The sequence below is a fragment of the Roseivivax halodurans JCM 10272 genome (assembly GCF_000521785.1).
Classification (GTDB): Bacteria; Pseudomonadota; Alphaproteobacteria; order Rhodobacterales; family Rhodobacteraceae; genus Roseivivax; species Roseivivax halodurans.
Genome location: NZ_JALZ01000001.1, coordinates 303116 through 327868, shown reverse-complemented (window position 1 = coordinate 327868; position 24753 = coordinate 303116). Strand labels below are relative to the sequence as shown.

The 24753-nt window shown below is 67.6% G+C and carries 20 protein-coding genes; 12 read left to right on the top strand and 8 right to left on the bottom strand.

The window, feature by feature from the left end:
- Nucleotides 1-12 precede the first annotated feature (12 nt).
- Nucleotides 13-1227, top strand: a complete 1215-nt coding sequence (locus OCH239_RS01515; RefSeq protein ID WP_037257623.1) for an MFS transporter — start codon at nucleotides 13-15, stop codon at nucleotides 1225-1227.
- Nucleotides 1228-1231: 4 nt separating this feature from the next.
- Here OCH239_RS01515 and OCH239_RS01510 read toward each other — a convergent pair whose 3' ends face one another.
- The 3 genes from OCH239_RS01510 to cysS all read right to left on the bottom strand — a co-directional run bounded on the left by OCH239_RS01510 (nucleotide 1232) and on the right by cysS (nucleotide 5109).
- The gene (locus OCH239_RS01510) at nucleotides 1232-2005 is read right to left on the bottom strand and encodes a squalene/phytoene synthase family protein (RefSeq protein WP_037257621.1); all 774 of its coding nucleotides are present in this window, start codon (nucleotides 2003-2005) and stop codon (nucleotides 1232-1234) included.
- 108 nt (nucleotides 2006-2113) lie between these two features.
- Entirely contained in the window at nucleotides 2114-3745 is a 1632-nt protein-coding gene (gene cimA / locus OCH239_RS01505) for a citramalate synthase (protein ID WP_037257618.1), read from the bottom strand.
- On the bottom strand, nucleotides 3745-5109 hold the full coding sequence (cysS, locus tag OCH239_RS01500) for a cysteine--tRNA ligase (protein WP_037257615.1): 1365 nt from the start codon (nucleotides 5107-5109) through the stop codon (nucleotides 3745-3747). Before cysS ends, cimA begins: the two co-directional genes overlap by 1 nt.
- Nucleotides 5110-5407: 298 nt before the next feature.
- Between cysS and OCH239_RS21975 the strand changes: the two genes are divergently transcribed.
- Both OCH239_RS21975 and OCH239_RS01485 read left to right on the top strand, forming a co-directional pair.
- The gene (locus OCH239_RS21975; RefSeq protein ID WP_037257610.1) at nucleotides 5408-5581 is read left to right on the top strand and encodes a YqaE/Pmp3 family membrane protein; all 174 of its coding nucleotides are present in this window, start codon (nucleotides 5408-5410) and stop codon (nucleotides 5579-5581) included.
- Nucleotides 5581-5988 carry a DUF4112 domain-containing protein gene (locus OCH239_RS01485; protein ID WP_051489129.1) on the top strand — a complete coding sequence of 136 codons (408 nt, stop codon included), beginning with the start codon at nucleotides 5581-5583 and terminating at the stop codon, nucleotides 5986-5988. The genes OCH239_RS21975 and OCH239_RS01485 overlap by 1 nt, the downstream gene beginning before the upstream one ends.
- Before the next feature lie 70 nt (nucleotides 5989-6058).
- Here OCH239_RS01485 and ndk read toward each other — a convergent pair whose 3' ends face one another.
- Nucleotides 6059-6481: a nucleoside-diphosphate kinase gene (ndk, locus tag OCH239_RS01480; protein WP_037257608.1), complete on the bottom strand. Its 423-nt coding sequence runs from the start codon at nucleotides 6479-6481 to the stop codon at nucleotides 6059-6061.
- Nucleotides 6482-6671: 190 nt separating this feature from the next.
- Between ndk and OCH239_RS01475 the strand changes: the two genes are divergently transcribed.
- The 3 genes from OCH239_RS01475 to OCH239_RS01465 all read left to right on the top strand — a co-directional run bounded on the left by OCH239_RS01475 (nucleotide 6672) and on the right by OCH239_RS01465 (nucleotide 12218).
- The gene (locus tag OCH239_RS01475) at nucleotides 6672-8126 is read left to right on the top strand and encodes an alanine/glycine:cation symporter family protein (protein ID WP_051489179.1); all 1455 of its coding nucleotides are present in this window, start codon (nucleotides 6672-6674) and stop codon (nucleotides 8124-8126) included.
- Between the two features lie 100 nt (nucleotides 8127-8226).
- Nucleotides 8227-10089 carry an ABC-F family ATP-binding cassette domain-containing protein gene (locus OCH239_RS01470; RefSeq protein WP_037257605.1) on the top strand — a complete coding sequence of 621 codons (1863 nt, stop codon included), beginning with the start codon at nucleotides 8227-8229 and terminating at the stop codon, nucleotides 10087-10089.
- 104 nt (nucleotides 10090-10193) lie between these two features.
- On the top strand, nucleotides 10194-12218 hold the full coding sequence (locus OCH239_RS01465) for an ASKHA domain-containing protein (protein WP_037257603.1): 2025 nt from the start codon (nucleotides 10194-10196) through the stop codon (nucleotides 12216-12218).
- Here the strand turns inward: OCH239_RS01465 and OCH239_RS01460 are convergent, their stop codons facing one another.
- The gene (locus OCH239_RS01460; RefSeq protein WP_037257601.1) at nucleotides 12219-13193 is read right to left on the bottom strand and encodes a serine hydrolase domain-containing protein; all 975 of its coding nucleotides are present in this window, start codon (nucleotides 13191-13193) and stop codon (nucleotides 12219-12221) included. It lies immediately after the preceding gene.
- A gap of 405 nt (nucleotides 13194-13598) precedes the next feature.
- Here OCH239_RS01460 and OCH239_RS01455 point away from each other — a divergent pair, with 405 nt between their 5' ends.
- From OCH239_RS01455 to OCH239_RS01445, 3 genes are all read left to right on the top strand, one after another.
- Entirely contained in the window at nucleotides 13599-15353 is a 1755-nt protein-coding gene (locus OCH239_RS01455) for an acetolactate synthase 3 large subunit (RefSeq protein WP_037257598.1), read from the top strand.
- 106 nt (nucleotides 15354-15459) lie between these two features.
- On the top strand, nucleotides 15460-16020 hold the full coding sequence (gene ilvN / locus OCH239_RS01450) for an acetolactate synthase small subunit (protein ID WP_037258098.1): 561 nt from the start codon (nucleotides 15460-15462) through the stop codon (nucleotides 16018-16020).
- Between the two features lie 265 nt (nucleotides 16021-16285).
- Nucleotides 16286-17074, top strand: a complete 789-nt coding sequence (locus OCH239_RS01445) for a helix-turn-helix domain-containing protein (RefSeq protein ID WP_037257594.1) — start codon at nucleotides 16286-16288, stop codon at nucleotides 17072-17074.
- A 24-nt stretch (nucleotides 17075-17098) separates the two neighbouring features.
- On the opposite strand, the gene prfB is transcribed toward OCH239_RS01445, so the two are convergent.
- The 3 genes from prfB to OCH239_RS01430 form a co-directional block, all read right to left on the bottom strand.
- A complete protein-coding gene (gene prfB / locus OCH239_RS01440; RefSeq protein WP_037257591.1) occupies nucleotides 17099-18220 on the bottom strand; it encodes a peptide chain release factor 2 in 1122 nt (373 codons plus the stop codon).
- A gap of 155 nt (nucleotides 18221-18375) precedes the next feature.
- Nucleotides 18376-20928, bottom strand: coding sequence for a penicillin-binding protein 1A (locus tag OCH239_RS01435; protein WP_037257582.1), 2553 nt, complete (start codon nucleotides 20926-20928; stop codon nucleotides 18376-18378).
- Nucleotides 20929-21011: 83 nt separating this feature from the next.
- Nucleotides 21012-22226, bottom strand: a complete 1215-nt coding sequence (locus OCH239_RS01430) for an N-acetylmuramoyl-L-alanine amidase (RefSeq protein WP_037257579.1) — start codon at nucleotides 22224-22226, stop codon at nucleotides 21012-21014.
- Nucleotides 22227-22600: 374 nt separating this feature from the next.
- Here OCH239_RS01430 and OCH239_RS01425 point away from each other — a divergent pair, with 374 nt between their 5' ends.
- From OCH239_RS01425 to OCH239_RS01415, 3 genes are read left to right on the top strand one after another with little or no spacing between them, the layout of a single operon-like run.
- Nucleotides 22601-23356, top strand: a complete 756-nt coding sequence (locus tag OCH239_RS01425) for a DsbA family protein (protein ID WP_037257576.1) — start codon at nucleotides 22601-22603, stop codon at nucleotides 23354-23356.
- The gene (locus OCH239_RS21595) at nucleotides 23353-23898 is read left to right on the top strand and encodes a glutaredoxin family protein (RefSeq protein WP_051489126.1); all 546 of its coding nucleotides are present in this window, start codon (nucleotides 23353-23355) and stop codon (nucleotides 23896-23898) included. Before OCH239_RS01425 ends, OCH239_RS21595 begins: the two co-directional genes overlap by 4 nt.
- Before the next feature lie 38 nt (nucleotides 23899-23936).
- Nucleotides 23937-24710, top strand: a complete 774-nt coding sequence (locus OCH239_RS01415) for a transglutaminase-like domain-containing protein (protein WP_037257573.1) — start codon at nucleotides 23937-23939, stop codon at nucleotides 24708-24710.
- The last annotated feature ends 43 nt before the right edge of the window (nucleotides 24711-24753 follow it).

Below are 24753 nucleotides of genomic sequence, written 5' to 3'. Positions count from 1 at the left end.
AGCAAGTTAGGCATGACGACGACCGTTCAGACCCGCGCACGGCGCAACGTGATGGTGCTGGTGCTCGCGCAGGCGGTGCTCGGCGCGCAGATGCCGATCATCTTCACGCTCGGCGGGCTCGCCGGCCAATCGCTCAGCCCGAACCCGTGTTTCGCAACGCTTCCGATCTCGCTGATCGTGCTCGGCTCCATGCTGTCGGCGCCGGTCCTGTCGGGCTTCATGCAGCGGGCGGGACGGCGCGCGGGCTTCTTCGTAGGTGCCGGTGCGGGTGCCCTCGGCGGCGCCGTCTCCGCCTGGGGCCTCTGGGAGCAATCCTTCGGCCTCTTCCTTCTCGGCAGCCTCCTGACGGGCACCTACATGTCCGCGCAGAACTTCTACCGCTTCGCGGCGGCCGACACGGCGGAGGAGAGCTTCCGTCCCAAGGCGATCTCCTACGTGCTCGCCGGCGGGCTCGCGGCGGCGCTGATCGGCCCGCAGCTGGTCAAGGTCACCTCCGACGCCTTCGTGATTCCGTTCCTCGGAGCCTATGCGGCTGTGATCGTCCTGAACCTCGCAGGTGCGGTCCTCTTCCTCTTCCTCGACATCCCGCGACCGCCGCGGCCCGAGCCCGGCGCATCGCGCGGCCGAACGGTGGCCGAGCTGCTCGCCACACCGCGCATCGCGGTCGCGATCATCTGCGCGACGGTCACCTACGCGCTCATGAACCTCATGATGACCTCGACGCCGCTTGCCGTGGTCGGCTGCGGCTTTGCCCAGAACACCGCCGCCGACGTGGTGAGCGCGCATGTGCTCGCCATGTTCGCGCCGTCCTTCTTCACCGGCCACCTGATCGCCCGCTTCGGAGCGGAACGGATCGTCGCCGCCGGCCTTGTCCTTCTCGCCGCGGCGGGGGCGACCGGGCTCGCGGGCGTCGAGCTCACGAACTTCTTCGGGGCGCTGGTGCTGCTGGGGCTCGGCTGGAATTTCGGCTTCATCGGCGCGACCTCCATGCTGGCCTCCGCCCACGGCCCCGAAGAGCGCGGCCGCGTGCAGGGCCTCAACGACCTCATCGTCTTCGGCGGCGTCACGGTGGCGTCGCTCGCCTCGGGCGGCCTCATGAACTGCTCGGGCGGGACGGCTCAGGAAGGCTGGTCGAGCGTCAATCTCGCGATGGCCCCGTTCGTCTTCCTCGCCGGCGCGGCGCTCATTTGGCTGGTGCTGCGCCCTGCTGCCCGCCCGGCCGCATAAGCGCTCAGGCGACCCGGCCGATCCCGGCGGCCCGCAGCGCGAGGCTCACCCGCTTGCCCACCTCGGACCCGCCGATCCGCCCCTCCATCACCGAAGCGGGATCACCCGCAGCCGCCTTCAGCACCGCGCCTGCGCGCCACGCGCAGAGCTCTGCAAGCCGCTGCGGCTTCGAGGGCGCCTCGTCCAGATCCGCGCGGTCGTCCTGCCAGCGGGCAACGAGTGCGCCGACCGCCGCCGCCTCCATGCGCGGGAAAGGCCGCCGGCCCCGGCGCTGCAGCTCCGCCGCGCCGAGGCACCAGTTCGCCCGGGCAAGCCGAAGACCCACCGCGCGAGCCCGCGCCTCCTGTCTTGACCCGAGCGCTCGCGCGGCGCCCCAGAGAAGCGCGCCCCCGGTATCCGCGAGATAGCCGTCGAGCGCTGCCTCGTCCGCCACATCCTCGCGGGCCGCGTCCGCCCGCCGCGCCTCCACCGCGGCAGCAAGCACTCGCGCGCCTTCGGCATCAAGAACATGCGCAAGCGGCGTCACCACCTCGTGCCGCCGCACGACGCCGCCGCCCTCGATCTCGGCAAGTGCGTCTGCCCACCATTGCAGCCGCATCTCGGCGATGAGCGGCTCTTCGGTCACCCAGGGCGCGCGGCTGATCTCGACATTGAAGGCATAGAGCGGAAAGAGCGTGACCCGCGCCGCGACCGGCGCCGCCATCGCGGCCCGGAAGCGGTCCGGATCGCCACGTTCGACGAGCTCCGCGCAGGCGTTGAGGTCCTGATCGAAATCCATGACCGGCACCTAGGCAACCGGCGGCCCAGAGGAAAGACCCGCGCCCCCTTCTTCTTGGCGAAAATACTCCGGGAGCGCGAGGGCAGAGCCCTCGCCGCCGACGGCGACCTACTCCGCGGCTTTCGCCGCGCTGCCGACGTCGCGCGCCAGCTTCCAGCGAACCGCGTCGAGCAGCGCCTCGAAGCTCGCATCCACGATGTTCGGCGACACGCCCACCGTGGACCAACGCCGCCCCTGCCCGTCCGCGCTGTCGATGATGACGCGGGTGACCGCCTCGGTCCCCCCTTGGGTGATCCGAACCTTGAAGTCGACGAGGCGCATGTCCTCGATGATCTCCTGGTAGGGTCCGAGATCCTTGGCGAGCGCCTTCGAGAGCGCGTTCACGGGACCGCGATCCGATCCGGTCTCGTCCATCGATTCCGACACCGAGAGCTTCTTCTCGCCGTCCACCTTCACGACGACCACCGCTTCCGACAAGGTCACCATCTTGTCGTACTTGTTCTTCCGCCGCTCCACCGTCACCCGGTAGCGCTTGACCTCGAAGAAATCCGCGGCCCGGCCCAGCTCCTCTCGCGCCAGGATCTCGAACGAGGCCTGCGCGGTGTCGTAGGCATATCCCTCGTTCTCGCGCTCCTTCACCCGCTCGAGGATGCGCGCCAGAGCCGGATCCCCGGGTGCGACCTCGATCCCCGCCTCCATCAGGCGACGGCGCAGATTCGACTGCCCCGCCTGGTTCGACATCGGGATGAACCGCTGGTTGCCGACGAGGCTCGGCTCGACGTGCTCGTAGGTCGAAGGGTCCTTCAGGATCGCGCTCGCATGCAGTCCCGCCTTGTGGGCGAAGGCCGACGCGCCCACGTAAGGGAGCTGCTTCAGCGGCACGCGGTTCAGGACATCGTCGAGCATCCGGCTCACCTGCGTGACCCGCGAGAGCGCGTCGGCGCTGACCCCGGTCTCGTAGGCGCTCGCATAGGGTTCCTTGAGCAGTAGGGTCGGCAGAAGCGAGATGAGGTTGGCGTTGCCGCAGCGCTCGCCGAGGCCGTTGAGCGTGCCCTGGATCTGCCGCGCGCCCGCCTCGACCGCGGCGAGCGATCCCGCGACCGCCGTTTCCGTGTCGTTGTGGGTGTGGATGCCGAGCCGCTCGCCCGGGATGCCCGCGGCGATCACCTCGCGGATGACCTGCGCGATCCGGTCCGGAAGCGTGCCGCCATTGGTGTCGCAGAGCACGATCCAGCGCGCGCCCGCGTCTCGCGCCGCGACCAGGCATTCGAGGGCGTAGTCCGGGTTCGCGGCATAACCGTCGAAGAAGTGCTCCGCGTCGAAAAGCGCCTCGCGCCCCTGCGCGACGCAATGGGCCACCGAAGCCGAGATGTTCTCGACATTCTCCTCGAGCCCGATGCCGAGCGCGGCTGTCACGTGGAAATCGTGGGTCTTGCCGACGAGGCAGACCGCCGGCGTCCGAGCGTTCAACACGCCCGCAAGCACGTCGTCGTTCTCCGCCGACCGTCCTGCCCGCTTGGTCATGCCGAAGGCGGTCATGGTGGCGCGGGTCGGCTTCGCCTCCTCGAAGAAGGCGCTGTCGGTCGGGTTCGCGCCCGGCCAGCCGCCCTCGATATAGTCGAGCCCGAGATCGTCGAGCGCCGCGGCGATCTTCTGCTTCTCGGCCACCGAGAACTGCACGCCCTGCGTCTGCTGCCCGTCGCGCAGCGTGGTGTCGTAGAGATAGAGCCGTTCGGCCATCACGCCTCCTCCAGCCGGCTCGCGTCGAAATCGGGTCCGGGCAGGAGCTCGACGCCGGCCTTCAACATCCGCACCTCGACGCCCGCGTCCTTGAGCACGCCCTTGAGCCGGTCGACCTCGGAGAAGTCCTTGCTCTCCATCGCCTGCGCGCGGGCCGAGGCGAGGCGGTCCTCCCAGCGCGACAGATCCGCGCCCGGTGCCGAGGCCCAGTCCGGGACCGCGCCGCTCATGAGGCCGAGGAATTTCATCGACGCCCGCAGCGCCGGTCCGTCCTCGGCGGCCGCCAGCTGGTGGAGCACCGAGATCGCGCCGGCAGTGTTGAGATCGTCCGTCAGCGCCGCGACCACGTCCGCATGGGGGCCTTCGCCATCCGGTGCGTCCGCCACCAGCGCGTACCATTTGCGGAGCGCCGCCTCGGCCTCGCGCCGCTTCTGCGCGGTCCAGTCCATCGGCTTGCGATAATGCGCGGACATGAGAACCATCCGCACCACCTCGCCCGGGATGCCTTCGTCCAGCAGGTCGCGCACGGTGAAGAAGTTGCCGAGGGATTTCGACATCTTCTTGCCCTCGACCTGCAGCATCTCGTTGTGCAGCCAGACCTTAGCGAAACCGCCCTCCGGATGCGCGCAGCACGATTGCGCCAGCTCGTTCTCGTGGTGCGGAAACATCAGATCGTTGCCGCCGCCGTGGATGTCGAATGTCTCACCCAAGAGTGCATCCGCCATCGCCGAGCATTCGATATGCCAGCCGGGTCGCCCGCGGCCCCAAGGCGAGTCCCACCCGGGGAGCCCCTCGCCCGAGGGCTTCCAGAGCACGAAATCCATCGGGTTGCGCTTGTAGGGCGCCACCTCGACCCGCGCGCCCGCGATCATGTCGTCGACCGAGCGGCCCGACAAAGCGCCGTAGGCCTCGAAGCTCTCGACCGCGAAGAGGACGTGCCCCTCGGCCTCGTAGGCATGCCCGTCCGCGATCAGCTTTTCGATCATCGCGACCATCTCGCCGATATAGCGCGTGGCGCGCGGGGCATGGGTCGGCTCGAGCGCGCCGAGCGCGCCCATGTCCTCGAGGAACCAGCCGATCGTCTCCTCGGTGATCTCGCCGATGTCGCGCCCCGTGGCCTCGGCCCGCGCGTTGATCTTGTCGTCGACGTCGGTGAAGTTGCGCACATAGGTCACGTGGTCCGCGCCGTAGACGTGCCGCAGCAGCCGGAAGAGCACGTCGAAGACCACGACCGGGCGTGCGTTACCAAGATGGGCGCGGTCGTAGACGGTCGGGCCGCAGACATACATGCGCACGTTCTCGGGATCGATCGGCGTGAAGACCTCTTTCGCACGGGTCTTCGTGTTGGTCAGACGGATGTCCATGGCGTCCTCGCGCGGGCCTCTCTCGCTCGCGGCGGGCTTACCAAGTTCGGTCTCTGGAGAAAACGAAAAGAGCGGCCCGCCGACGGATGTCAGCAGGTAATGCAGCAGATGATGATGGCTGCGATGCTCATAAGGTGCTGGTAACACGGGCGGAGCGCCCACGCCAGCGTCAAAACGTGCGTGCCTACGGCGGCTTCCGCCACCGCCTTCCACGCCCCGGCGACGTGCGGGGCCGGAACCGGCATGCGGAGCCTGCGTTCCGTCTGCAACGCTATATCCAAGCACCGGAGACACCCCCATGGACCTCATCCGCATCATCCTCGCGGTCATCCTGCCGCCGCTCGGCGTCTTTCTGCAGGTCGGCCTCGGCAAGCACTTCTGGATCAACATCCTGCTGACCCTCCTCGGCTACATCCCCGGGATCGTGCACGCGATCTGGGTCATTGCCCGCACCGGCCCGCGCACCGTGTGATGGCAGAAATAGACGCAAAACCGCTTCATATCGAGGATCTGCACCGGGTCGAACGGCTCGAACGGCTCGCCGCACAGATGGATTCCGCTTTTCGTATCCCCGGCACGAAGATCCGCTTCGGCTGGGACGGTATCCTCAGCATCGTGCCGGGGGTCGGCGACACCATCGCCCTGATCCCGGCCGCGCATATCTTTCATTCGGCCTACAAGATGGGCGTGCCCTCGCACACGATCGGGCGGATGGCGTTCAATTCGGGCATCGACTACGTGATCGGCTCGATCCCGGTGATCGGCACGGTGTTCGACGTCGGCTACAAGTCGAACCGCAAGAACGCCGCGCTGATCCGGGAACACGTCGAGAAGAAGCACGGCGGTCGCCTAGCCCCGGAACGCGGCGCCTTCGTCTGAACCGGATGCACAAACGAAAAACGGGAGCCCGCCGGGCTCCCGTTTCGCATGTCAGCTGTCAGCTTTTCGCTCAGCCGACGATCTCGAGACCCGAGAAGAAGAATGCGATCTCTTCGGCTGCGGTCTCGGGTGCATCGGAGCCGTGGACCGAGTTCTCGCCGACGGATTCAGCGAACTCGGCGCGGATCGTGCCCTCGTCCGCATCGGCGGGGTTGGTCGCGCCCATGACTTCGCGGTTCTTGGTGATCGCGCTCTCGCCCTCGAGCACCTGCACGACAACCGGCCCGGATGCCATGAACTCGCACAGCTCGCCGTAGAACGGACGCTCGGCGTGCACCTTGTAGAACTCGCCAGCCTGCTCCTTGCTCAGCTGGATGCGCTTCTGCGCCACGATGCGCAGGCCGGCCTCCTCGAACTTGGCGTTGATCTTGCCGGTCAGGTTGCGGCTGGTCGCGTCGGGTTTGATGATCGACAGGGTGCGTTCGGTCGCCATGATGTGCCTTTCGGGTTGCGGGCCCGCATCAAGGGCGGGCGCTCGGATCGGCGCTCCCGTAGCATGGCCCTCGGGGATTGAAAACCGCAGAGATGACGCCCCCCGGTCCGGCGTCGGCGTTGCCGCATGGCGTCGCCGCAATACATCCGTGATTGCAACATGTTCAACGACAACGTGAATGGGGGTGTGCATGTCCGTCATCGTCGATTTCCTGAACACGGTCCTGTGGGGATACGTCCTCGTCTGGGGCCTTCTGGCGGTGGGCATCTTCCTCACCTTCCGTCTCTCCGGTCTGCAGTTCCGACATTTCGGTGAGTTCTTCCGAGTCATCTCCTCCTCGAGGCACACCGGGTCCGACGGGATCAGCCCCCTTCAGGCGCTGACCATCAGCCTCGCCAGCCGCGTCGGCACCGGCAACCTGGCGGGTGTCGCGGTGGCGATATACCTCGGTGGACCCGGCGCGATCTTCTGGATGTGGATGGTGGCGCTCGTCGGCATGGCCACGGCCTATGCGGAATCGACGCTGGCGCAGCTCTACAAGGTGCGCAACCACGACGGCCGCTATCGCGGTGGGCCGGCCTATTACATGTGGCACGGGCTCAACGCGAAATGGCTGGGCTATGTCTTCTGCTTCTTCTTCCTGTGCTCGTTCGGCCTGATCTTCGTCTCCGTCCAGTCGAATTCCATCGCCGATGCGGCCGAAGGCGCCATGGGCATTCCGAAGCTCGCCACCGGCATCGTCATCGCTGGCCTTGTCGCCATCGTGATCTTCGGTGGCATTCCCTCGATCGCCCGCGTCGCCGAGAAGGTCGTGCCGTTCATGGCCGGCCTCTACCTGCTCGTCGCGCTCGTGATCATCGCGATGAACATCACCGAAGTTCCGGGCGCGCTCGCCACCATCGTGAAGGCGGCCTTCGGCTTCGACCAGGCGGTGGGCGGCTTCACCGGCGGGTTCACCGCGGCGGTGCTGAACGGGGTCAAGCGCGGCCTCTTCTCGAACGAGGCGGGCATGGGCTCGGCGCCTCACATCGCGGCCGTCGCCGTTCCCGAGCCGCACCACCCCTCGTCGCAGGGCCTCGTCCAGGGCCTCGGCGTGTTCATCGACACGATCCTGATCTGCACCGCGACGGCGCTGATGATCATGCTCTCGGGCGCGGTTGATTACGGCCCCGACGGCGTGACGGGCATGGAGCTCACCCAGAACGCGCTGGCGGAGCATATCGGTGCCGCGGGGCCGCTCTTCATCGCGGTGGCGATCCTGTTCTTCGCCTACACCTCGATCATCGGCAACTACGCCTATTCGGAGAACGTGCTCGAGTTCCTCGGGCTCGCGGGCAAGACGCCGCTGACGATCTTCAAGTGCATGCAGCTCGCGATGGTCGTCTGGGGCGCGGTGCAGCCGGTGACCAAGGTGTTCAACTTCGCCGACGCCGCGATGGCCTCCATGGCGACGATCAACCTCGTGGCACTCCTGCTGCTCTCGGGCACGGTGCGCAGGCTGACGAAGGACTACTTCGCGCAGCGGAAAGCCGGCGAGGAGCCGCTCTTCCGGATCCGCCAGCACGAGGGTCTCGACCGCGGCATCGACCAGTCGATCTGGAACCGCAACGTCGAGGAAGAGCACAAGGCGGGCTCGCCCTCCTGACGCGCTGCGGGAGGGGGCGCATCCCCCTCCCGGTCCCGCACGGGGACAATCCTTCCGGACCCGCTTTCCGAAGCCGGACGCCTCTGCTAGAGCGCAGCGCATGCTGCGCATCGAGAACATCTCCTATTCGGTCGAAGGCCGGCCTCTTTTCGACGGGGCCTCCGCCACCATTCCCGCGGGCCACAAGGTGGGCCTCGTCGGCGCCAACGGCACCGGCAAGACCACCCTCTTCCGCCTCATCCGGGGCGAGCTGACGCTCGACGGCGGCGAGATCGCCCTGCCCTCGCGTGCCCGCATCGGCGGCGTCGCGCAGGAGGTGCCCTCGTCCGAGACCTCGCTGATCGACACGGTGCTCGAGGCCGATACCGAGCGGGCGGAGCTCATGGCCGAGGCCGAGAGCGCCACGGATGCCACCCGCATCGCCGAGGTGCAGACCCGCCTTGCCGACATCGACGCCTGGTCGGCGGAGGCGCGCGCGGCGAACATCCTCAAGGGCCTCGGGTTCGACGACGAGGAGCAGCGCATGCCCTGCTCCGCCTTCTCGGGCGGCTGGCGGATGCGGGTCGCTCTCGCGGGCGTGCTCTTTGCGCAGCCGGACCTTCTGCTCCTCGACGAGCCGACCAACTACCTCGATCTCGAGGGCGCGCTCTGGCTCGAGAGCTATCTTGCGAAATACCCGCACACGGTCATCGTGATCTCCCACGACCGCGGGCTTCTCAACCGCGCGGTCGGCGGCATCCTGCACCTGTCGGAGAAGCAGCTCACCTACTGGGTCGGCTCCTACGACCAGTTCGCCCGCCAGCGCGCCGAGCAGCGCGCGGTCCTGCAATCGCAGGCCAAGAAGCAGGAGGCCCGGCGCGCGCATCTGCAGAAGTTCGTCGACCGCTTCAAGGCGAAGGCGTCCAAGGCCAAGCAGGCGCAATCGCGCGTCAAGATGATCGAGAAGATGGAGACGATCACCCTGCCGGAAGAGGCCGAGGCGCGGCGCTTCACCTTCCCGCAGCCGGGCGAGCTGTCGCCGCCGATCATCAACATCGAAGGCGGCAAGACCGGCTACGGCGAGACGGTGGTGCTGTCGCGGCTGAACCTGCGGATCGATCAGGACGACCGGATCGCGCTCCTCGGCAAGAACGGTCAGGGCAAATCGACGCTGGCCAAGCTCCTGTCGGATCGCCTGCCTCTGATGGACGGCAACATGACGGCGGCCTCGAAACTGCGCGTCGGCTATTTCGCGCAGCATCAGGTCGACGAGCTGCGCATCGAAGAGACCCCGCTCCAGCATCTCTCGCGCGCCCGGCCCGGCGTCGCGCCGCCGCAGCTCCGCGCTCAGCTCGCCGGTTTCGGGCTCGGCGCCGCGCAGGCCGAGACCGAGGTCGGGCGTCTCTCGGGTGGTCAGAAGGCGCGACTGTCGCTCCTGCTCGCGACGCTCCATGCGCCGCACATGCTGATCCTCGACGAGCCGACCAACCACCTCGATATCCAGAGCCGCGAGGCCCTGATGGAGGCGCTCAACGCCTATGAGGGCGCGGTGATCCTCGTCACCCACGACATGCACCTGCTGGAGATGGTCGCGGACCGGCTCTGGCTCGTGAAGGACGGCACCGTCGCGCCCTTCGAGGACGATCTCGCCGCCTACCGGCAGATGCTGCTCACCCCCGACAAGCCGGCGCGCTCCGAAAAGACAGCGGCCAAGGCCGAGGCCAAGCCGAAGAAGCTCTCGCGCGATGCGATCCTCGCGCTGCGCTCGGACGTGCGCAAATGCGAGGCCCGGGTCGAGAAGCTCAACGACATGCGCGACAAGCTCGCCAAGAAGCTCGCCGATCCCGAACTCTACGAGGACACGCGGGCGGGCGAGCTCGAGACCTGGAACAAGAAATACGCCGAGGTCATGCAGGGTCTCGACAAGGCCGAGGCTCTCTGGATGACCGCGCTCGAACGGCTGGAAAAGGCCCAGACCGCCTGAGTTCGGCCCCCATGTCGTTTTCGGGCGGCGAGGCGGCGCGGCGGGCGGTCAAGCTGCGATTCATATACGTATGCCATGGGGAGCGGGCTTGAACGGAGCGCCTCATGGCCGATGATCCCCTCGTCGTCTTCACCCCCTCGGGCAAGCGCGGGCGCGTGCCGACTGGAACCTCGGTGCTCGACGCGGCGCGGCGGCTCGGGGTCGATCTCGATTCCGTCTGCGGCGGGCGCGGCATCTGCTCGAAATGCCAGATCGCCCCGGCCTTCGGAGACTTCTCCAAGCATGGCATCGTCTCGCGGCCCGAGGCGCTGTCGGAGTGGAACGCGGTCGAGGCGCGCTACGACGAGAAGCGCGGACTGAAGACGGGCCGCCGTCTCGGCTGCCAGGCGAAGATCCTCGGCGATGTGGCGCTCGACGTGCCCCCCGAGAGCCAGGTGCACCGGCAGGTCGTGCGCAAGGACGCAGCTCTGCGCGAGATCGCCATGAACCCCGCCACCCGGCTGGCCTACGTGGAGGTCGCCGAGCCCGACATGCACGCTCCAACGGGCGATGCCGAACGGCTCGCCGAGGCGCTGCGGGCAGAATGGGGTGTCGAGCGGCTGGAGATCGACCCGTCGGTGCTGGCGGGGCTGCAGAAGGCACTCCGCACTGGCGAATGGCGCGTCACTTGCGCGCTCCACAAAGGGCATCGCGATAGCGCGCACCGGCTGCTTGCGATCTGGCCGGGGCTGCATGAGGGCGGCATCTACGGGCTCGCCGTGGACCTTGGCTCGACGACGATCGCAGCGCATCTGACCGACCTCTCGACCGGCGCGGTGGTGGCCTCGTCCGGCATCATGAACCCCCAGATCCGGTTCGGCGAGGACTTGATGAGCCGGGTTTCCTACGCGATGATGAACGAGGGCGGCGCGACCGAGATGACTGCCGCGGTGCACGACGCCATGGGCACGCTGGTCGGCAACGTCGCGGCCGAGGCCGGGATCGCGCCCGGGCTGATCCTCGAGATGACGCTTGTCTGCAATCCGGTGATGCAACACCTCTTCCTCGGTCTCGATCCTGTCGAGCTCGGCCAGGCGCCCTTCGCTCTCGCGACCTCGGACAGCCTGTCGCTCAGCGCCCATGACATCGGTCTCGCCGCCCTGCCCGCCGCGGCGCGCGTCTATGTCCTGCCCTGCATCGCGGGCCATGTGGGCGCGGACGCCGCCGCGGTGGCGCTGTCTGAGCGGCCCGACCTCTCGGACGAGCTATCCCTTACCGTGGATGTCGGCACCAATGCCGAGATCCTACTTGGTGACCGCAGGCGCGTCCTCGCCTGCTCATCGCCCACGGGCCCGGCCTTCGAGGGTGCGCAGATCTCGTCCGGCCAGCGTGCCGCCGCCGGGGCGATCGAGGCGATCCGCATCGATCCGGTCACCAAGGAGCCCCGCCTCAAGGTCATCGGTTGCGATCTCTGGTCGGACGAGCCGGGCTTTGTGGAGAAGGTCGGCGCGCAGGGCATCACCGGCATCTGCGGCTCCGGCATCATCGAGGCGGTGGCGGAGATGCGCCTTGCCGGGCTGGTGGACGCGGGCGGCCTCATCGGCTCGCCAGAGGAGACCGGATCGAAGCGGATCCTACCCGACGGACGCACGCATTCCTACGTGCTGCATGACGGGTGCGAGGCCGGAGGGCCGCTGGTGACCGTGACCCAAGGCGACATAAGGGCGATCCAGCTCGCCAAGTCGGCGCTCTACGCCGGTGCTCGGCTCCTGATGGACGAGATGGGTGTCGACCGCGTGGACCGGATCGTGCTCGCCGGCGCGTTCGGCGCGCATATCTCGCCGCTGCACGCGATGGTCCTCGGCATGATCCCGGACGCGCCGCTGGGCAAGGTCACGAGCGCGGGGAACGCAGCCGGGACCGGCGCGCGGATCGCGCTGCTGGACGTCGAAGCCCGCGCCGAAGTCGAGCGGCTGGTTCGCGCCATCACCAAGGTCGAGACGGCGGTCGAGCCGCGGTTCCAGGAGCATTTCGTCGCCGCCAATGCGATCCCCCACGCGAGCGCGCCCTTTCCGGAGCTTCGGCGAGTCGTCGACATCCCGGAGGTGCGCTTCGGCGCGGCCACGACCCGGCGCCGCCGCCGGGCCTGATCAGACGTCTTCGCGCAGGATCGCGGCCATCAGGTCCTTCAGGTCGCCGAAATAACCGCCCGAGCGGGCCGGCTGCGTCGGGTCCGAGGTGATCGCGATCACGACGTCCCGCTCCGGCGCGACGGCGAGCACCTGCCCGCCATAACCGCGCCCGTACCGCACCGGCGTGCCCGCCACCTCGCTCAGGAACCAGCCGTAGCCGTAGCGGTCGCCTGAGAAGGGCGAGCGGGCGTTCGGCTCCCACGACCGGGCGATCCAGTCCTGCGGCACGACCTGCTCGCCCTCCCAGCGGCCGCCATCGAGCACCATCTGCCCGATCCGAGACAGCCCGCGCGGGCTCACCCCCATGTCGTTGCCGCCGAGGTAATTGCCCTGCGGATCCGCAACCCAAGGCGCGAAATCCACTCCGAGCGGCTCCCCGAGCCAGCTCCGCGCGAGCTCCAGCAGCGACCGATCCGCCGCGTTCGAGAGCGCGACGCCCAGCAGGTGCCATCCGCCCGTCGAGTAGTTGAATCGCCCGCCGGGCTGTGAGACGCGCTCCTGGTCGAGCACGTATCCGACCCAGTCGCCGCTCGACACCCACGAGCCGTAATTGCCGCCCGAAACGCTGGCGAGCCCGGCCCGCATCGAGAGGAGATCCCCGACGGTGATCTCGTCGCGCGTATCACCGTAGGGCCCGCGCTCCAGAAGCGGCACCACGGCCTGATCCACACCCGAGAGCACGCCGCGTTCGATCCCGATCCCGGTCAGCAGGGCGAGAACCGTCTTCGACACCGATTTGACGTTTGCGATGCCGTCGAGCCCGGCCCCGCCATACCGTTCGGCAAAGGTCTCCGCCCCGCCCCGGCGCACGATCAGGGCGTGGATCTGGTCGAGCTCCGCGGCGCGCGTCGCAAAATCGGGACGCGATTGTGCGTATGCCGGCAGGGCGAGCGTCGCGGCGGCGGTGCCGATGAGGGCACGGCGGGTCAGCATGATCGGTCTCCTGTCGTTTGGCCCCGACATGGCGCCCGAGGTGGCGCCCGTCACCATGCGACGGCTCACCATTGCGTGTGCCGTGCCGACCAGGCCTCGCATTGATGTGACGATTGCCGAATATGTCCTTCGCCACTCCGCCGGAAGCAACAATCGGAAAGAATGACACAGCCTTCGCGCCATTTTTCTCGCCCCATCGTGGTTGACGCCCGGGGACAAGCGCCGTAGGTACCGGTTGCGCAGGAAAGGACCGCCGCGGATGACGACCCTTCTCGTAGACCTCGTAGGACAATGGCGCATGGGCCGGTAAGCGGAGACCCTTCTCTGACCCCATGCGCCTCCGGAGACCAGTCCGGGGGCTTTTTTATGCGCAAGTGATGGACGCCTGAGTACGGAGCGGATGAGATGACCAAGGCGATGACCGGAGCGAAGATGGTGGTGCAGGCCCTGAAGGATCAGGGCGTGGAGGTGGTCTTCGGCTATCCCGGCGGCGCGGTACTTCCCATCTATGACGAGATCTTCCAGCAAAGCGACATCCGCCACATCCTCGTGCGGCACGAACAGGGTGCGGTCCACGCGGCCGAGGGCTATGCCCGCTCGACCGGCAAGCCGGGCGTCGTGCTGGTCACCTCGGGTCCCGGCGCGACCAACGCGGTCACCGGCATCACCGACGCATTGATGGATTCGATCCCGCTCGTCGTCCTGACCGGCCAGGTGCCGACCTTCATGATCGGCTCGGACGGCTTCCAGGAGGCCGACACGGTGGGCATCACCCGCCCCTGCACGAAGCATAACTGGCTGGTCAAGGACACCGGATCCCTCTCGGCGGTCATCCACGAGGCGTTCCACGTCGCCACGAAAGGCCGCCCGGGTCCCGTCCTCGTCGATATCCCGAAGGACGTGCAATTCGCGAGCGCCGAATATCAGGGCAAGGCGAAGGCCAAGACTGCGCGCTACCAGCCGAAGGTCAAGGGCGACATGGCCATGATCGAGGAGCTGGTCGAGGCGATCGAGACCGCCGAGCGTCCGGTCTTCTACACCGGCGGCGGGGTGATCAATTCGGGTCCCGCGGCGAGCCAGCTTCTGCGCGAGCTTGTCGAGGCGACGGGCTTTCCGATCACCTCGACGCTGATGGGTCTCGGCGCCTATCCCGCCTCGGGACGGAGCTGGCTCGGCATGCTCGGCATGCACGGGCTCTACGAGGCGAACCTCGCGATGCATGGCTGCGATCTCATGATCAACGTCGGCGCGCGGTTCGACGACCGGATCACCGGACGGATCGACGCCTTCTCGCCGCGCTCGCGCAAGGCGCATATCGACATCGACCCCTCCTCGATCAACAAGGTCGTCCGTGCCGACATCCCGATCCTCGGCGATGTGGGCCACGTTCTCGAGGACGTGCTGAAGCTCTGGAAGTCGCGCGGCCGCAAGGTGAACCGCGAGGGCATCCAGCGCTGGTGGGCGCAGATCGAGGACTGGAAGAAGTCCGACTGTCTGTCCTTCAAGCCCTCACCGAAGACGATCAAGCCGCAGCACGCCCTGGCGCGGCTCGAAGCGCTCACCAAGGGCCGCGACCGCTACATCGCGACCGAGGTCGGCCAGCACCAGATGTGGGCCGCGCAATATCTCGGCTTCGAGGGCCCCAATCGCTGGATGACCTCCGGCGGCCTCGGCACCATGGGCTACGGCTTCCCGGCCTCGATCGGCGTGCAGATCGCGCATCCCGACGCGCTCGTGATCAACGTCGCGGGCGAGGCGTCTTGGCTGATGAACATGCAGGAGATGGGCACTGCGGTGCAGTATCGCCTGCCGGTCAAGCAGTTCATCATGAACAACGAGCGGCTCGGCATGGTGCGGCAATGGCAGGAGCTGCTACACGGCGAGCGCTACTCGCACAGCTGGTCCGAGGCCCTGCCCGATTTCGTCCTCCTGGCCGAGGCGTTCGGCGCGAAGGGCATCAAGGTGGACGATCCCGCCGACCTCGACGACGCCATCCAGGAGATGCTCGATTACGACGGACCGGTGATCTTCGACTGCCTCGTCGAGAAGCACGAGAACTGCTTCCCGATGATCCCGTCGGGCGAGCCGCACAACAAGATGCTTCTGGGCGAGGCCTCGACGCAGGACGCCATCAAGGCCGGCGGCGCGGTTCTGGTGTAAGGAGCGCCGGGGGCTATCCGCCCCCGGACCCCCGAGGATATTTGGATCAAGAAGAAGGCAGGTGCGCGGTGCGGACAACCGCCGCCCGCCCGATGAGGGACAGGACATGAGCGCACTGAACATCAAGAAGGGCTCGACCAAGCATTCGGCCTACAACCTCCGCCCCAGCTTCGACGAGCACGAGGAGAGCCATACGCTCGCGGTGCTCGTCGACAACGAGGCCGGTGTGCTGGCCCGCGTGATCGGGCTCTTCTCGGGCCGTGGCTACAATATCGAGAGCCTGACGGTTGCGGAGGTCGATCACGAGGGTCACCGCTCGCGCATCACCATCGTCACCACCGGCACGCCCCAGGTGATCGAGCAGATCAAGGCGCAGCTCGGCCGCATGGTGCCGGTGCACGACGTGCACGACCTCACCGTCGAGGGCAAGGCCGTCGAGCGCGAGCTGGCGCTGCTGCGCGTCGAGGGCACCGGAGACAAGCGCGTCGAGGCGCTGCGTCTCGCGGATATCTTTCGCGCCCAGGCGGTGGATTCGACGCTCGAGAGCTTTGTCTTCCAGATCACCGGCACGGTCGAGAAGGTCGACGCCTTCGCCGATCTCATGCGTCCGCTCGGGCTCGTCGAGATCGCGCGCACCGGCGTTGCGGCATTGTCGCGCGGCGCCTGACGGGCCTGCTCCGTGAATTTTTCGTGATTCGGAAGAATGGATCACGAGGCACCCCTCACGGTGGTGGCCGGTGCCGCTTCATCCTTCCGGAGCGCGAAAGAGACCGTAATATGTTACCGCGCGCCCGATAAATCGAACAAAATCATGTCACATGCCTTGCATCCTATGCGTTCGACTCCGTTAATCTGACGCAAGACCGGGGCGGGCGCTCACGGAGCCCGCTCGAGGCACCGAAGCTCACGCCTCCAACGAATGGGGAGGCAGCATGGCGTTACAAGAGCGGGATCCGAGCCCTGCGGAGCTCAGGACACGACTTGGGGAAAATCTGCAGCAATTGTCCCGGGCCTCCCCGTCCATCTCGGCGCTCTGCCGCGAGCTCGGGATCAATCGGACCCAGTTCAACCGCTACCGGGCCGGCGAGAGCTTTCCCCGACCGGACGTCCTCTACCGCATCTGCCGTTACTTCAAGGTGGACGCGCGCATCCTCCTCGAACCGGTCGAGATCGTCGCCGCGGCCGCGAACGGTCCGTTCCTCCACCCCGAGGTCAGGGAATACCTGCCCCACAAGGGACCGGAGCAGCTCGATGTCGTTCTTCCGGACGGCCTCTTCCGCTTCGTGCGTCCAAGCGCGGTCCACCAGGACAGCTATATCCGGGGTCTGTTCCTCGTCTATCGCAAGGACGGTCACGCCTTCCTCAGGGGCTACGACCCTGCGAGGAGCGTTTCGGATGGGGGGCGGGAAAAGTCGCCCGCGGCGCGCGAATTCCGCGGCGCGCTCCTGCCCCAGGGCGCAGGTTACATGGCGGTCACCGCGCGGCGCGACGGCGTCGGCATGGCCTATAACGTGATGGAACCGGTGAAGGGGCGGCGGACCATGTGGCGCGGCTTCGTCAGCTGGCCGGACGTTCCGAACGGGGAACGACGCCGCAAGGAGCGGCAGCTTCACGAGTTTCTCGGCGACGACCCTGCGAAAGTGATGGCCGCGGCCCGCAGCGCCGGCTGGTGCGAGGCCGGGGATCTCGACGACGAGGATCTGGCCTACCTGCGCGGCTGACCGGACGCGCCGCGTCGTGCGCGGTCAATCCTCGCGGGCGTCGGCGCGGGCCTTGCCCGAAACCTTCAGCGCCAGCGTCGCGGCCATGAACGGGTCGAGATCGCCGTCGAGCACGCCCGACGTGTCGGATGTCTCCACGCTCGTACGCAGGTCCTTCACCATCTGATAGGGCTGCAGCACGTAGGAGCGGATCTGGTTGCCCCATCCGGCATCGCCCTTCTGCTCGTGCTGGGCGTTGATCTCGGCATGCCGGCGCTCGAGCTCCATCTGGTAGAGCCGCGACTTCAGCGCCTTCATCGCGATGTCACGGTTCTGGTGCTGCGACTTCTCGGACGAGGTCACCACGATGCCGGTCGGATGGTGCGTGATCCGCACCGCCGAGTCGGTGGTGTTCACGTGCTGACCGCCCGCCCCCGACGAGCGGAACGTATCGACCCGGATGTCGGCGGGGTTCACCTCGACCTCGATGTTGTCGTCGACGACCGGATAGACCCAGACCGACGCGAAGGAGGTCTCGCGCGTGCCCTTGCCGAAGGGCGAGATGCGCACCAGGCGGTGCACGCCCGATTCCGTCTTGAGCCAGCCATAGGCGTTTCGGCCGGAGATCTTGTAGGCGCAGGACTTGATCCCGGCCTCGCCTCCCGCCTCTTCCGATTGCAGCTCGACGTCGTAGCCCTTCGACTCGGCCCAGCGGACATACATGCGCTGGAGCATCTGCGCCCAGTCGCAGGCCTCGGTGCCGCCGGCGCCGGCATTGATCTCGAGGAAGGTGTCGTTGGCGTCCGCCTCGCCGTCGAGCAGCGCCTCGAGTTCCTTGGCCTCGGCCTTCACCGCTAGAGACTTCAGGGCGGCCTCGGCCTCGGAGACGATGTCCTCGTCGCCTTCCGCCTCGCCCATCTCGATCAGTTCCTTCTGATCGTCCACGTCCTGCCGGATCGAGCGGTAGGTCTCCATCTGGTCGACCAGCGCCTGACGGTCGCGCATGAGCTTCTGTGCGGCCGCGGGATCGTTCCAGAGGTTGGGGTCCTCGACGCGGGCGTTGAACTCCTCGAGCCGGTGCTCGGCGGTCTCCCAGTTGAGGCGCTGCCCCAGCAGCTCCAGCGACTTCTCGATCCGCGCGACGGTGTTCTCGGCCTCGGCCCGCATTGTCTAACCCATGTTCCGAAAGGACTGGCGGGTCTGATACCCCAGCGCCGCCAGACGGGCAAGGACCGGGCCCCCGCTTCTTCTTGACCGAAATATCCCGGGGAGCGCGAGGGGCTGGCCCCTCGCTCCCGCCAAGCCGGCCTGGTTCCCGCCGATCAGTAGAGACCGCCCGAGGACATCGTTCCGAAGCTCGCCTTCGGTCCTACCACCGCCTTCTTGCCGGTCGAGGTCGTGACCTGCTTGGCACGGCCGTCGGGCTGGATCACCTCGAAGCCCGAGCCCATGGCCCAGCCGCCGTCCATCTGGACGCCGAAGATCGGCTGCTCGCCGGCGCGGAAGCATTCCGAGACCACGTTGTCGCCGCTGGCGCCGTCGGGCAGGCGCGAGCCCGAGAAGCGGTCGATCTTGATGAACTCGCACGCCTCGGGGACCTTGAATTCGCTGCCGCCGTATTTTGCGACCGCCTTCTCCATGAACGACTGGAAGACCGGGCCGCAGAGGCCCCCGCCGGACGCGCCGGAACCGAGCGTGCGCGGCTGGTCGTAACCGATATAGCAGCCTGCGACGATGTTGGAAGTGAAGCCGACGAACCAGACATCCTTGGCATCGTTGGTGGTGCCGGTCTTGCCCGCGGTCGGAACCGGCAGGTTGACCGCGCCCGCGGCGGTGCCGCGATCGACCACACCCTGCATCATCGAGGTGATCTGGTAGGCCGTCACCGGGTCCATGATACGCTCGCGGTCCGAGACGATGCGCGGGCCGTAGCCGGTCGGCAGGTTCGGATCGACGCAGTTCACGCAATCGCGGGTGTCGTGGCGGTAGACGGTGTTGCCGTAGCGGTCCTGGATGCGGTCCACGAGCGTCGGCTCGACCCGCTCGCCGCCATTGGCGAACATCGCGTAGGCGGCGACCATCTTGAAGACGGTGGTCTCTTCCGACCCGAGCGCGTTGGCGAGGTGCAGCCCCATGTCGTCGTAGACGCCGAAGCGCTCCGCGTAACGGGCGACCGTGCTCATCCCGATCTCCTGCGCAAGGCGCACGGTCATCAGGTTCCGCGACCGCTCGATGCCGGTGCGGAGCGGCGTCGGACCGTAGAACTGGTTGGTGTAGTTCTTGGGCCGCCAGAGCCCCTGCGGCGTGTTGATCTCGATCGGGGCGTCCACGACAATCGTCGCCGGGGAATAGCCGCTGTCGAGGGCCGCCGCGTAGACGAACGGCTTGAAGGACGAGCCCGGCTGCCGCTTGGCCTGCGTCGTCCGGTTGAAGACGGAATGCTGGTAGGAAAAGCCCCCCTGCATCGCCAGCACGCGCCCGGAATTGACGTCCATCGCCATGAAGGCGCCCTCGACCACCGGAACCTGCCGCAGGGACCACCGGATGAAGCTGCCGTCGTCGTCCGAGGTCATCTCGCGCACGAGCACCACGTCGCCGACGTCGAGCAGGTCGCCCGCAACGTTCGCGCGGTCCTCGAGCCGCTCGGTCTCGCGGTTCCACTTGCGCGCCCAGGTCACGTCTTCGGCCGGGATCCAGTGGCCGTCCTCATCCTCATCGACACCCTCGATGCCGATGCGCGCGGCGCTGTCCCCGACCTCGAGCACGACGGCGGGGTGCCAGGGACGCTCGAGTTCGATGTCGCGGGGAACTTTCACGCCCTGCAGCGCAGCGCGCCAGTCCGCCTCCGTGCCGAGCTGGGCCTCCTCGATGGTCTTGCCGGTGCCGCGCCAAACGCCGCGGGAGCGGTCATAGTTCTCGAGCGCCTCGCGCAGGGCGCGGGACGCCTCGACCTGCATCTCGGGATCGAGCGTCGCGCGGACCGAGAAGCCGCCGGAGAAGAACTTCTCCTCGCCGAAATCCTGGGACAGCTGGCGGCGGATCTCGTCGGTGAAGTAGCCGCGCGGCGGCAGGCTCGCACGGAACGGCTCGAAATCGCCGTTCTGAACGGTCCGGAGCGGCTCGTTCACCGACGCCTCGTAGGTGTCCTCGGCGATGTAGCCGTTCTGGAACATTTCGCGCAGCACGTAGTCGCGCCGCGCCGTGACCCGCTCCTTGTTGCGGACGGGATGGTAGTCCGACGGCGCCTTCGGCAGCGAAGCGAGGAACGCCGCCTCGTGCGGTTCGAGCTCGCTCAGCGACTTGTTGAAATAGGTCTGCGCCGCCGCGGTCACGCCGTAACTGTTCTGCCCGAGGAAGATCTCGTTGAGATAGAGCTCGAGGATCTTGTCCTTCGAGAGCGTCTCCTCGAGCCGTGTGGCGAGGATGATCTCCTTGATCTTGCGCTCGGCGCGGCGGTCGCCCGAGAGCAGGAAGTTCTTCATCACCTGCTGGGTGATGGTCGAGGCGCCGCGCACGTCCTGGCCGCGGGATTTCACCGCATCGATCACGGCGGCCGCGATGCCGCGGGTGTCGTAGCCCGAGTGCTGGTAGAAGTTCTTGTCCTCGGCCGAGATGAAGGCCTGCTTCACCATGTCCGGGATCTCGTTCGCAGGCGTGAAGAGCCGGCGTTCCTGCGCGAACTCGTCGATGATCCGGCCTTCGGTCGAATAGATCCGGCTGATCGTCGGCGGCGTGTACTGCGCGAGGCTCTCGTGGCTCGGCAGGTCCGATCCGTAGATCCAGAACACCGCTCCGAGCGAGAGGGCGAGCATGCCCACGCCGAGCGTGACCATCGAGAAGATGGCGCCGAAGAAGGACATGATGAAACGCAGCATGGCGTAGGCTCCCACGAGATAGGTGAACGCGCGATAAACGCTTGCGTCCGGTCAGTCAAAACACGTCTTCATCCGCCCTGGCATCATTTGCGGCGCAGCTCCGCGGCGGCGGCGTCCGAAACCTGCCAGGCCCGCAGCCCGTCGCGGATACCCCGCGCCATGCGGGCCCGCCACTCCGCATCGCGCATGTTCCGCAGCTCCGCGTCGGTCGACAGGAACCCGAGCTCCACGAGGACGGACGGAATGTCCGCGGCCTTCAGCACGGAGAACCCAGCCTGCCGCAGCGGGCGCTTGTGCAGACTGCCGCCGCTCCCGGCGATGCCGGCCACGATGGCCTCGGCGAGCGCGCGGCTCCGCGGCTGGGTGTCGAGCCGTGCCAGATCCATCAGCACGCCCGCCACCCGGTCGTCGGCGCCGGAGAGGTCGAGACCGGCAAGGAGATCCGCGCGTTCGTGCCGCTCGACCAGCGCAGCCGACGCGGCGCCGGCCTCGCTGTCGGCCAACGAGTAGACGGTGGCCCCCCGCGCGACGCCGTCCTCGAGCGCATCGGCATGGAGCGAGACGAAGACCTCCGCCCCCGCCCGATGCGCCGCGGCCACCCGCCCCTCGAGCGACATGAAGCCGTCGCCGCTCCGGGTCATCTCGACGTCGAAACCGCCCGAGCGCAGCAGCACGTCCTTGAGATCGCGCGCGAAGGTCATCATCAACTCGGCCTCGGTCGCCCCGCCATGCTGGGCGCCCGGATCGACGCCGCCATGTCCGGGGTCGAGCATGACGCGCAGAACCCCGTCCCGTTCGGGCATCGCCCGTATCCCGGCCGGTTCCGGCATATCCCACAGCGGGTTGCGCGCTGTGCCCGACAGGGCCGCGAAGGTCTCGGCGTCGGTATCGCCTAGGCGCACCGACAGCTTAGCCGCACCGCTGCCATCGATGCGAAGATCCGCGAAGGAGATGCGCATCGGCCCGCCGAGCTCGGCCACCAGCCGCGACCAGCCGGGCCTCTGAACCGCGGGCCGCAGGGCGCGCACCTTCGCGCCGCTGACGATGCTCTGCGGGTCGCCCTCGCCCCAGTCGAGCTCGCGGAACTCGAGGAGGAGGCGCGGAGGCTCCGTCAGGGTGAAGACACGCCAGGGCACCCCCTCGCTGAGAGCGAGGTCGATCCGGGCACCGCCCCAGATGTCGCGAACGGCGCTCGCATCGGGATCGAGCCGCGCGACGCCGCCCGCATCCTGCGCAGGCGCTGCGCCGGCCCAGAGCAGCGACGCGCCCAAAGCCGCCAATCTTCGAAATCTGCCCATCGCCCTGCCCGAGCCGTTCTGCCTTGCGGCGACCCTACACGAGCAGCGGGTGCCTTTCACCCCTCGGACGTGGAATGTTCCACCTTCGGCGGCTCTGCTGTCTTGGGAACGGCCACCGCCATCGTTGCCGCAAGCGCGGCGACCAGCGCCACTGTCGCTGCCATATTGAACATGGATCTGCTCCTGCCTCTGCTCCGGGTCGGTTTGCCCGACCTCGTGACCTCGATCCTACCTCATGTGGCTCCGTCCGGTTAGGGGGCATCGGCCCCATAGGCGATGCGCCGCCATCACAAACGGGATACCGCGGCGGGTGCGGGTTGTGATCGCGGGCCGCTCCCGCCATTCTCCGCGCGACGTTAAAAGGAGATGTCCGCATGAACTTTGCCCGCAGCGCCGCCTCGGCCCTCGCGCTCGCATTCGCCGCCGTCCCCGCGGCCGCCTTCGACATCACCGACATGACCGATGCCGAGCGCGAGGCGTTCCGGACCGAGGTTCGCGAGTACCTCATGGAGAACCCCCAGGTGATCCTCGAGGCGGTCGATGCGCTGGAGCAGCAGCAGGCGGCGGATCAGGCGCAGGCCGATGGCGAACTCGTCGCCGCCCATTCGAACGCGATCTTCGAAGACGGCTATTCCTGGGTCGGCGGCAATCCGGACGGCGACATCACCGTCGTCGAGTTCATGGATTACCGCTGCGGCTATTGCCGCCGCGCCAAGGACGAGGTTGAGCAGCTTGTCGAGAGCGACGGCAACATCCGTTTTATCCTCAAGGAATTCCCGATCCTCGGCGAGGCCTCGATGACCGCCTCGCGCTTCGCCATCGCGGCCAAGAATGTCGGCGGAGACGAGGCCTACAAATCCGTGCACGACGCGCTCATGGCGATGTCCGGAGAGCCCAGTGAGACGGCGCTGAAGCGCATCGCGGGCACGCTCGGCCTCGACGCCGACGCGGTCATGGACGAGATGGACAGCGACGCCGTGACCGAGGAGATCGCCAGCGTGCGCGAACTGGCGCAGCAGCTCCAGATCCGCGGCACGCCGACCTTCGTCATGGGCGACGAGCTGATCCGCGGTTACGTCACCATCGACCAGATGCGCGCGATCGTCGAAGACGCCCGCGAGGCGGGATGATCTCGGCGCGTGGCGCCGCTCTCCTTGTCGCGATGATGTCTGCGGTCCCCGCCGGGGCGGCAGAGGTCATCGCAGACAGCCTCGAGGAAACGGCCGCTCTCGGCGAGGAGCTGAGAGAACTGTTTCATCTGGAGCCCGAACTCGTCGGTCCGGCGCTCGGATCGGACCCGGGCCTCGCCACCGAGATCGCCCAAGGGCTCTATGCCGACGAGATCGCCAGCGACCTTGCGCGGATCGAGGGCGAGGCCGCCGCCCTCTTCTCTCGCGACCGCCCGCTGATCGGCGCGGCGGACGGACCGGTAAAGATCGCCCTTCTGGTCGGACAGGACTGCCCCGACTGCGCCGCCGCAGAACGAGACCTCGATGAACTGGCGCAGCGCGTGCAGATCGCCGCGACGGTGATCGACGTCTCTCAGAAGCCCGAGGACAGGGCCATGATGGAGCGGCTGACGCTCGACATGGTTCCCGCCTACGTCATGGCCGACAAGATGATCCGCGGTCACATGCCGACAATTGTGCTCGAGCGCTATCTGGGGGAGTAGGGGCACCGCGTCCCGTATCTCAACCGGCTGGAGCCGACATGACCCTGCACATCGACGTCACGCTCGATTACCGTTTCGACGCGCCGACGGACTGCCTTCTGCAAATTTCCGCAGCTCCGATGGCGGATCAGCGCATCCTGTCGGAGGAGCTCGACCTCGGCGGGCTGGTGACGCGGACGAACAGGGCCGAGGACGAGGTTGGCACGCGGCTCTGGTGCCGGCCCGAGGAGCGGCTCACCTGCCGCTACCGGGCTGACGTCGAGATCCTGCGCAGCACCTCCGACATCGCGACGCTGTCGGGCCACGCCCCGGCGGAGCTTCCGGAGGATGTGGTGAAATATCTCCTGCCCTCGCGGTACTGCCCCTCTGACAAGTTCCTCGCCTTCGTCGCGCAGGAATTCGGCCGCTTCTCGGGGGGCGAGAAGATCGCCGCGATGCGGGACTTCGTCTTCGAGAATGTTGCCTATACGCCGGGCGTGTCGAATTCCGAGACCTCGGCGCTCGAGACCTTCGTGCAGCGGCAGGGGGTCTGCCGGGACTTCGCGCATCTGCTGATCACCCTCGCCCGCGCCGGCACCATCCCGGCGCGTTTCGCGAGCACCTACGGGCTCAACGTCACGCCGCCCGATTTCCACGCGGTGGCGGAGGTCTGGCTTGACGGCGCCTGGCGCCTCGTCGATCCGACACGCATGACGATTCCTTTCGACAACGCGCGGATCTGCGTCGGGCGCGACGCGACGGACGTGGCCTTCCTGACCAGCTACGGCCCCGCCGAACTCGTCACGCAGAGCGTCCGGGTCGACGCCAGCTGATCGCCGGCGTCCTCCCGATTTAATTGGTTCAAGAAGAACGCGG

Excerpts from the sequence above, each read along its gene's own strand:
- OCH239_RS01430 (WP_037257579.1), bottom strand. The coding sequence starts at position 22,226 with ATGGGCAGATTTCGAAGATTGGCGGCTTTGGGCGCGTCGCTGCTCTGG.
- OCH239_RS01435 (WP_037257582.1), bottom strand. The coding sequence starts at position 20,928 with ATGCTGCGTTTCATCATGTCCTTCTTCGGCGCCATCTTCTCGATGGTC.
- prfB (WP_037257591.1), bottom strand. The coding sequence starts at position 18,220 with ATGCGGGCCGAGGCCGAGAACACCGTCGCGCGGATCGAGAAGTCGCTG.
- OCH239_RS01485 (WP_051489129.1), top strand. The coding sequence starts at position 5,581 with ATGGCAGAAATAGACGCAAAACCGCTTCATATCGAGGATCTGCACCGG.
- OCH239_RS21595 (WP_051489126.1), top strand. The coding sequence starts at position 23,353 with ATGATCTCGGCGCGTGGCGCCGCTCTCCTTGTCGCGATGATGTCTGCG.
- OCH239_RS01460 (WP_037257601.1), bottom strand. The coding sequence starts at position 13,193 with ATGCTGACCCGCCGTGCCCTCATCGGCACCGCCGCCGCGACGCTCGCC.
- OCH239_RS01510 (WP_037257621.1), bottom strand. The coding sequence starts at position 2,005 with ATGGATTTCGATCAGGACCTCAACGCCTGCGCGGAGCTCGTCGAACGT.
- OCH239_RS01515 (WP_037257623.1), top strand. The coding sequence starts at position 13 with ATGACGACGACCGTTCAGACCCGCGCACGGCGCAACGTGATGGTGCTG.
- cimA (WP_037257618.1), bottom strand. The coding sequence starts at position 3,745 with ATGGCCGAACGGCTCTATCTCTACGACACCACGCTGCGCGACGGGCAG.
- OCH239_RS01445 (WP_037257594.1), top strand. The coding sequence starts at position 16,286 with ATGGCGTTACAAGAGCGGGATCCGAGCCCTGCGGAGCTCAGGACACGA.
- OCH239_RS01415 (WP_037257573.1), top strand. The coding sequence starts at position 23,937 with ATGACCCTGCACATCGACGTCACGCTCGATTACCGTTTCGACGCGCCG.
- OCH239_RS21975 (WP_037257610.1), top strand. The coding sequence starts at position 5,408 with ATGGACCTCATCCGCATCATCCTCGCGGTCATCCTGCCGCCGCTCGGC.
- OCH239_RS01425 (WP_037257576.1), top strand. The coding sequence starts at position 22,601 with ATGAACTTTGCCCGCAGCGCCGCCTCGGCCCTCGCGCTCGCATTCGCC.
- OCH239_RS01470 (WP_037257605.1), top strand. The coding sequence starts at position 8,227 with ATGCTGCGCATCGAGAACATCTCCTATTCGGTCGAAGGCCGGCCTCTT.
- ilvN (WP_037258098.1), top strand. The coding sequence starts at position 15,460 with ATGAGCGCACTGAACATCAAGAAGGGCTCGACCAAGCATTCGGCCTAC.
- OCH239_RS01455 (WP_037257598.1), top strand. The coding sequence starts at position 13,599 with ATGACCAAGGCGATGACCGGAGCGAAGATGGTGGTGCAGGCCCTGAAG.
- OCH239_RS01465 (WP_037257603.1), top strand. The coding sequence starts at position 10,194 with ATGGCCGATGATCCCCTCGTCGTCTTCACCCCCTCGGGCAAGCGCGGG.
- cysS (WP_037257615.1), bottom strand. The coding sequence starts at position 5,109 with ATGGACATCCGTCTGACCAACACGAAGACCCGTGCGAAAGAGGTCTTC.
- ndk (WP_037257608.1), bottom strand. The coding sequence starts at position 6,481 with ATGGCGACCGAACGCACCCTGTCGATCATCAAACCCGACGCGACCAGC.
- OCH239_RS01475 (WP_051489179.1), top strand. The coding sequence starts at position 6,672 with ATGTCCGTCATCGTCGATTTCCTGAACACGGTCCTGTGGGGATACGTC.